The organism is uncultured Oscillibacter sp. (genome assembly GCF_900546705.1).
In the GTDB taxonomy this organism is placed as follows: domain Bacteria; phylum Bacillota; class Clostridia; order Oscillospirales; family Oscillospiraceae; genus Oscillibacter.
Map to the genome: position 1 here is coordinate 1 of NZ_URDP01000060.1, position 6,120 is coordinate 6,120.

Below are 6,120 nucleotides of genomic sequence, written 5' to 3' on the forward strand. Positions count from 1 at the left end.
CGGTAGAAAGGAGCCTTCTTGGCGCCCATGCGGCGCAGTCTGATCTTAACCATAGTTTGTTACCTCCAAAAATTTCATTTAAGTCATCTATCTATAAATGCGAGAGCATCTATATCTCAGCGGGACCGCTTTTTGCGGCCGAAGCCCAGCTTGGGGCCTCTCATACCGGGGAGCCGTCCCCGGGTCATCTGCTTGGTCAGCTGCTGCATCATCTCGAACTGCTTCAAAAGGCGGTTCACATCCACCACCTGCAGCCCGCAGCCGGCGGCGATGCGCTTTTTCCGGCTGGCACCCAGAATCTGGGGGTTCTCCCGCTCCTGAGGAGTCATGGAGAGGATGATGGCCTCTGTGTGGGCCATTTGTTTTTCGTCGATGGTGGCGCCGGAGAGCTGCTTGCCAAGACCGCCCGGCAGCATGCCGGCAATCTGGCTCAGATCGCCCATGCCCCGAATCTGCTGGAGCTGATCGTAGTAGTCCTGCAGGGTAAAGCTGTTTTTCCGCAGCTTTTCCTCCAGCTTGGCGGCCTGCTTTTCATCATAGGCCGCCTGGGCCTTTTCGATGAGGGAGAGCATGTCGCCCATGCCCAGAATACGGGAGGCCATCCGGTCGGGGTGGAACGGCTCGATCATATCCAGCTTTTCACCGGTGCCCACGAACTTGATGGGCTTGCCGGTGGAGGCCCGGATGGAGAGCGCCGCACCGCCCCGGGCGTCGCCGTCCAGCTTGGTGAGTACCACGCCGTCGATGCCCAGCGCCTCGTCAAATGCAGAGGCGGCGTTGACGGCGTCCTGGCCGGTCATGGCGTCCACCACCAACAAAATCTCATTGGGATGAACGGCGGCTTTCATGCGTTTGAGTTCGTCCATGAGGGTCTCATCCACATGGAGCCGGCCGGCGGTATCGAGAAACACCATGTCGTTGCCGTGGTCCCGGGCGTGGCGGATGGCGTTTTCGGCAATGACCACGGGATCGCCCTGGCCCTCGTCAAAGACCGGCAGATCCAGCTGTCCGCCCACCACCTTGAGCTGCTCGATGGCGGCGGGACGGTACACGTCACAGGCGGCCAGCAGCGGCCGCTTGCCCAGCTGCCGGCGCATGAGCCCGGCCAGCTTGGCGGTGGTGGTGGTTTTGCCGGCGCCCTGAAGACCCACCATCATCACAACGGTGGGGCCGTTGTTGGCCATGGTCAGCTTGCTGCCGGCGCCGCCCATGAGATTGGTCAGCTCCTCGCTGACGATTTTGATCACCTGCTGGGCGGGGGTCAGGCTGTCCAGCACATCGGTGCCCACAGCCCGTTCCGTGACGGTGGAGACGAACTCCTTGACCACCTTATAGCTCACATCTGCTTCCAGCAGGGCAAGGCGGACTTCCCGCATGGCCTCCCGGACGTCGTTTTCCGTCAGGCGGCCCTTGCCCCGCAGGCGCTTGAACGTGGCATTAAGTTTTTCAGTCAGTCCTTCAAATGCCATGGCTCATTCCTTTAACGCAGCGGCCTCGCGCTCAATGCGCTGAGCAAGCTCGGCCAGATGCTGATCCTCATAGAGTCGGTAGTTGATGGTGCGGATTTCTTCGGCGGCGGCCTGAATGGCGTCCAGATGGGGCCGCAGCGCCTCAAAGCGCCGGATCAGGCCCGTCTTGTCCTCCACCTCCTGCATGATGCCCTCCGCCCGGACGATCACGTCCCGGACACCCTGACGGGAGATGCCCGCGTTTTCCGCGATCTCGGCCAGGGACAGGTCCTCATTATAATAGAGGTCGAAGAACTCTTTTTGCCGCTCGGTGAGAAGCTCCCCATAAAAATCGTATAACATCGTCATGCGATAGGTCTGATTTTTCATGAGCAGCTTCCTTTCTGTAAAGTTGTCCGCCTTTACAATATGAGATAGTTTACAGGAAATTGGGAAAAAAGTCAAGGGAAAAAACAAAACATTTTTTCGTTTTCCTGAGAAAAATTCTGCGCAGACTTGCACAGTGATGCCGAACCGCTTATACTGGTGGAAAATTGTGTGTCAAACAGGAAGGAAGCGGAATAAACTTATGCTGACGAACCTTTTTCAAGAGGCTCTGGGCCGGGCGACGCTGATTGCGCCGGAGGACACCTGGTCCCTGCTGGCGCTGCTTCTGGCGTCGGTGGCCCTGGCCATTTATCTGGAACAGCGCTACACCTGGGCCTCCAAGATCTCCGGCGCCATCATCGCCCTTTTGATCGCCCTGGCGGCGTCCAACCTGGGGATCATCCCCACCAGCTGTCCCTTGTATGACGATATCATCTGGGGCTACGCGGTGCCCCTGGGCATCCCTCTTTTGCTGCTCCAGTGCAACATGCGCCGCATCTGGAAGGAGACGGGGCGCATGCTGGTCATTTTCCTCATCGGCTCGGCGGGCACGGTGGCAGGTGCGTTCCTTGCCTACGCCCTGCTGCATCCGTACATCCCGGGACTGGAGGGCGTGGCGGCCATGATGACCGGCTCCTACATCGGAGGCGGCGTGAACTTTGCGGCCCTGGCCCAGGAGTTCGACGTGGGCGAGATCAAGGCGGCGGCCACCGTGGCGGACAATCTGCTCATGGCGCTGTACTTCTTCGCCCTGATCGTCATTGCAGGCATGGGCTTTTTCCGCCGCCGCTTTCCCCATCCCCACATCGACCGTGTGGAAAAAGAGGGGGAGAGCCAGGAGGCCCGCACCCAGGCGGCGGCCTACTGGAGCCGCAAGGACATCTCCCTGAAAGACATTGCCATGAACTTCGCCTATGCCGGGGCGGTGGTGTGGGCGGCCAAGCTGGTTGCCGGGGCCCTCAGTGCCCTCATCCCCGATACGGGCGTGGCGCTGCACATGCTCAACACGTTCTTCGGCAGCGAGTACGTGTGGATTACCACCGTGTCCATGGCCTGTGCTACCTGGGGCGAGCATCAGGTGGAAAAGCTCAGCGGCTCCCAGGAGATCGGCACCTACCTTATTTATTTGTTCCTGTTCGTCATCGGCGTGCCGGCCTCCATTGCGGAGATCCTGCACAAGACGCCGCTGCTGCTGGCCTTCACGGCCATCATGGTGGCGGTGAACATGCTGTTTTGCTTTGTGGGCGGCAAGCTGCTGCACTTTGATCTGGAGGACATCATCCTGGCCTCCAACGCCAACATCGGCGGTCCTACCACCGCCGCGGGCATGGCCATTTCCCAGGGCTGGAGCGCCCTGGTGGGACCGGTGATGCTGGTGGGCACCTTCGGCTATGTGATCGGTACTTATCTGGGCATCCTGGTGGGAGGACTGCTGGGAGCGTGAGAGGAGAAGTGTGTGATTCTTGACGGACATTCCGACCTTTTGTACGATGTAACCCGGCGCCGCCTCCGGGGCGAGGATCATGTGCTGGAGCGCTGCCACCTGGATGATCTGCGCCGGGGCGGCGTGGAGGGGATGGTGCTCTCCCTGTGGACCTCGGCAGCCCATGAGACGTTCTGGCGGGACACGGACTGCCGCACCGCGGCGGCGCGGACGGAGAAGATGATGGACTGTGCACGGGCCGAGTTTGCCCAGTGCCCCTGGCTGACGGTGGTGCGGACGGCGGCGGAGGCCCGGGCAGCATGCGCTGCCGGGAAGCGGTACGCCTTTTTGGGCGTGGAGGGCATGGCCGTGGCCGGGGAGGACCTGAGCTGGATCGACCGCTACGCCGCCTTCGGTGCCCGGATGGGCATGCTCACCTGGAACGAGGAAAATGCCCTGGCCGCCGGTGTGGGCGGAGATCCCCAGCACGGCCTTACGGCCCTGGGGCGGCAGGCGGTGGCCCGGATGCGCCGGCTGGGCATGGTGGTAGACGTATCCCATCTCAACGAGCGGGGGTTCTGGGACGTGGTGGGTCTGGAGGGCGGCGTGGTCATCGCCTCCCACTCCAACTGCCGTGCTCTTTGCGACGTGCCCCGGAACCTGACGGACGATCAGCTGCGGGCCATCCGGGATACCGGCGGCGTGGTGGGGCTCAATGCCCACTACGCCTTTGTCCACCGGGAGAGAGCGCGTCAGGGTGTGGAAACCCTGGCCCTGCACGCGGCCCACATGGCGGAGGTCATGGGGGTGGAGCATGTTTGCTGCGGCTTCGATTTCTGTCAGTACATGGGCCCCGGCAACGAGGGAGCCCGGGGCCTGGAGAGCGCCGCAGGGGCGCAGTCTCTGCTGGACGCTCTGGAGAAGCTGGGGGTGAGCCGCCGGGAACGGGACATGATCGCCCGGGAGAATCTGCTGCGGATTCTGGAGTAAGAGAGGCGGCCGCTTTTGCGGCCGCCTCTTTTTTACAGCAGAAGAAAGAATTTGAATTATGGGACGAGTTATACTATAATATCACCCATGTATCGAAATACTTTCGCGGAAGCATGCTTCCACGGAAAGGAGCTGAGACCTTGCAAGTCATCTCAAAGCAGCTGGCCGACGGTGTGCATCTGACGTATCTGCCGGCCCGAAAATTCAAGACAAGCCTCCTCTCCGCCCAGTTTGTAACGCCGCTGCGGCAGGAGACTGTGGCCGCCAACGCCCTTTTGGCGGCGGTTCTGCGGCGGGGCACCGTGTCCTATCCGGACCTGGGGGCCCTGTCCGCCCGGTTGGATCACCTTTACGGCGCCCGGGTGGACTATACCGTCCGGAAAAAGGGCGAGACCCAGTGCGTGGGCTTTGTGGCAAGCTTTATCGACGACAGCTTTGTCCCCGGCGGGGAGAAGCTTTTAGAGCCGGTGGCGGAGCTGGTGGGGCAGCTGATCTGCGCGCCGGTGACCCACCACGGCCGGTTTGTGCCCGCCTATTTTGAAAGCGAGAAGGCCAACCTGATCGACGCCATCCGCAGCCAGGTCAACGACAAGCGGGACTATGCCGATGCCCGGCTGCTGGAGGAGATGTGCGCCGGGGAGCCCTACGGCATCAGCCGGCTGGGCCGGGAGAAGGAGGCATCCCGCCTCCAGCCCCAGAAGCTCTATGCCCATTACGGGCAGCTGATCTCCACCAGCCGCCTGGAACTGCTGTACTGCGGCAGCGCGTCGCTGGAGCGGGTGGAGGCCGCCCTGCGGGAAGCGTTTTCCGCCCTGCCCAGAGACGGCATCTGCGAGAACGTGCCCACTGTGCCCCACAGCGCCCCGGCGGAGCCCCGCTATGTGGAAGAGAGCATGGATGTGACCCAGGGGAAGCTGTCCATGGGATTTTCCTGCGGCAGCGACGATGTGCCGGCGCTGCTGGTGGGCAACGCCCTCTTCGGCGGCAGCAGCAATTCCAAGCTCTTTTTGAACGTGCGGGAGAAGCTGTCGCTGTGCTATTTTGCCTCCTCTGTGTACCACCGGCAAAAGGGCATCATCACCGTCTCCTCCGGCATCGAGTTTGAAAACTACCAGAAGGCCTACGACGAGATCATGCTTCAGCTCCGGGCTGTGCAGCAGGGCGATCTTGCGCCCTGGGAGATGGACAGCGCCCGCAGCGTGCTGCGCAACGCCTACGTCTCCATGGGGGATTCTCAGGGCAAGCTGGAGAACTTCTACATGGGCCAGGCGGCCACCGGCCAGGATGAGACGCCGGAGCTGCTGGCCCGGCAGGTGGAGGCGGTCACCGTGGAGCGGGTGATTGAGGCCATGGAGCAGGTACAGCTGGACACGGTGTATTTTCTCAAGGGAAAGGAGGAGGCCGCCCAATGAAGCAAACCTATTACGAGCGGCTGGGTGAGGCCGTCTTCCGGGAGACGCTGCCCAACGGACTGCGGATCTGTGTGGTGCCCAAGGACGAGTACGCCCGCAGCTATGCCTTTTTTGCCACCCGCTACGGCGGCATGGATACCCGCTTCCAGCTGGACGGCAAGTGGCTGGATACCCCCGCGGGCATCGCCCACTACCTGGAGCACAAGATGTTCGACACGGAGGACGGCAATGCCCTCCAGCGCCTGGCGCAAAACGGCGCCGAGCCCAACGCCTTCACCTCCAATGCCCTGACCGGGTACTACTTTGATTCCACCACGCATTTTGCTGAGAATCTGGAGATTTTGCTCTCGTTTGTGTCCATCCCCTATTTCACGGAGGAGAGCGTGGCCAAAGAGCAGGGCATTATCGGCCAGGAGATCCGCATGATCGAGGACAACCCCGACTGGCAGCTCTACACCCG

6 protein-coding genes are annotated in these 6,120 nt (G+C 61.8%); 4 read left to right on the forward strand and 2 right to left on the reverse strand.

All coding sequences use genetic code 11. From position 1 onward, the window contains the following. Positions 1 to 116: 116 nt before the first annotated feature. Positions 117 to 1,469 (reverse strand): signal recognition particle protein, encoded by a 1,353-nt coding sequence (ffh, locus tag QZS13_RS09595; RefSeq protein WP_295588384.1) that lies wholly within the window; start codon positions 1,467 to 1,469, stop codon positions 117 to 119. A gap of 3 nt (positions 1,470 to 1,472) precedes the next feature. After that, positions 1,473 to 1,838, reverse strand: a complete 366-nt coding sequence (gene ylxM, locus QZS13_RS09600; RefSeq protein WP_295588388.1) for a YlxM family DNA-binding protein — start codon at positions 1,836 to 1,838, stop codon at positions 1,473 to 1,475. Positions 1,839 to 2,037: 199 nt separating this feature from the next. Here ylxM and QZS13_RS09605 point away from each other — a divergent pair, with 199 nt between their 5' ends. The 4 genes from QZS13_RS09605 to QZS13_RS09620 all read left to right on the forward strand — a co-directional run. Continuing rightward, positions 2,038 to 3,279 carry a DUF819 domain-containing protein gene (locus QZS13_RS09605; protein ID WP_295588391.1) on the forward strand — a complete coding sequence of 414 codons (1,242 nt, stop codon included), beginning with the start codon at positions 2,038 to 2,040 and terminating at the stop codon, positions 3,277 to 3,279. Between the two features lie 12 nt (positions 3,280 to 3,291). Next, a complete protein-coding gene (locus tag QZS13_RS09610) occupies positions 3,292 to 4,248 on the forward strand; it encodes a dipeptidase (protein WP_295588393.1) in 957 nt (318 codons plus the stop codon). A 140-nt stretch (positions 4,249 to 4,388) separates the two neighbouring features. Beyond that, entirely contained in the window at positions 4,389 to 5,660 is a 1,272-nt protein-coding gene (locus tag QZS13_RS09615) for an EF-P 5-aminopentanol modification-associated protein YfmF (RefSeq protein ID WP_295588395.1), read from the forward strand. Then, on the forward strand, positions 5,657 to 6,120 hold a 464-nt coding region (locus QZS13_RS09620; protein ID WP_295588397.1), incomplete at its 3' end, for a pitrilysin family protein. The genes QZS13_RS09615 and QZS13_RS09620, both read left to right, overlap by 4 nt.